At 43.4% G+C, this 1,247-nt stretch carries 2 protein-coding genes; both read left to right on the forward strand.

Translation table 11 applies throughout. The features are described from left to right. Positions 1 to 686 (forward strand): hypothetical protein (locus tag LCH65_RS26135; protein WP_226439947.1); only part of this gene is annotated, 686 nt, incomplete at its 5' end. Then, positions 676 to 1,101, forward strand: coding sequence for a hypothetical protein (locus tag LCH65_RS26140; protein ID WP_122240720.1), 426 nt, complete (start codon positions 676 to 678; stop codon positions 1,099 to 1,101). The genes LCH65_RS26135 and LCH65_RS26140, both read left to right, overlap by 11 nt. Positions 1,102 to 1,247: the final 146 nt, after the last annotated feature.

Here is a 1,247-nt window from a genome sequence, read left to right on the forward strand (position 1 = left end):
ACAACGCGGTTTCCGAGACGCCGTTGGGTGAGGCGCTGAACCAGAAGATTGCGGAGTACAGCGGAGCGCTGGGCAAGCAGGTAGCGGATAGCATCGAAGGTATAGCTCTCAACGAAAAGGATAGCTTTGAAGGTTCGTTGATAGGCGGCGGACAATTTATGGCGGCCATCTTGACAGGGGTGGTTCAAGGCCGTAAACCTAAAGCTGATCGTACCTCTGTGTCGGTAAAGCAAAGTGAAAGCAGTTCCGGGCGCAATGAAAAGCTTTCGAAGGTTGAGGAGGGTGAGGTAGGTACATATGGGGAAACCGCCCCAAGAAGTGTTGGAGACGGTTTGACTCCAGACCATATTCCGTCCTTTGCTGCGGTTAAAGATGCATTGCGTAGGCAGGGTGTAGAACTGAGCGATTCAGAGTTAAAAGCGCTTCGAAATAACACTAATTGTGTAGTTGTTAAGACCTGCAGTCACATTGTTGAATCTCGCACATTTGGTGGTAGGAATAGCAAAGAAAAAATTGCTACCGATGGCTCTGATCTTTATAAAGTAGCTGAAGCGGACTTAGATACATGGATGCGTGTTTGGAAAAGAGAAGGGTGGTCTCAAGCGAAAATCGACGAGAATCGTAGTAGTGTTCATGATGTTAATAAGAAATTATTTGGTGTTATGGTAATAAAGTATGAGCCCTGATATACAGTTGAATCGGAAAATCGAAGAGGTTTTTCTTGAGTTTAAGAGTATTTTCCCGATTGTGGAGTATTCAAAAGTCGAAGATGATCAATTTTTGAAAATCCCTGAAAGTGGAATATGCTTTCAATCGTCTGATGATGGTTTTATAGAAGCTTATCGTGTTTACTGCGTGCGGTTTGATGGCTATTTTCCGGCTGATTCTGAGTTAAAAGGTAAGTACTTTAATATTAACTCAGGTGCGGATGCTCTTCGTGAGTTGGGTGAGCCTTTAAGGAATATACCGTCTATACGAATACCTGGAATAGCACCTACATCTCCAGGGTATCAGTTTATTGCTGATGTGGGTTTTATTAGCTTTTATTATGATCCTGATACGGATATTATAAGATTTTTCCATGTGAGGGTTGGTGGGTAGTTCGGTATAGATGGTTTGATTTCTCGGTTACTATTCGAAGCAATAGAAAGCCTCACTGTTCCCAGCAAAGCTATAGGTTTTTTCACTGACATTAATGTCAGGTGAGCAAAGTCGATAACGACACAAACGAGTGGAGCGTCCTCACC

The organism is Pseudomonas sp. MWU16-30316 (assembly GCF_020515645.1).
In the GTDB taxonomy this organism is placed as follows: domain Bacteria; phylum Pseudomonadota; class Gammaproteobacteria; order Pseudomonadales; family Pseudomonadaceae; genus Aquipseudomonas; species Aquipseudomonas cerasi.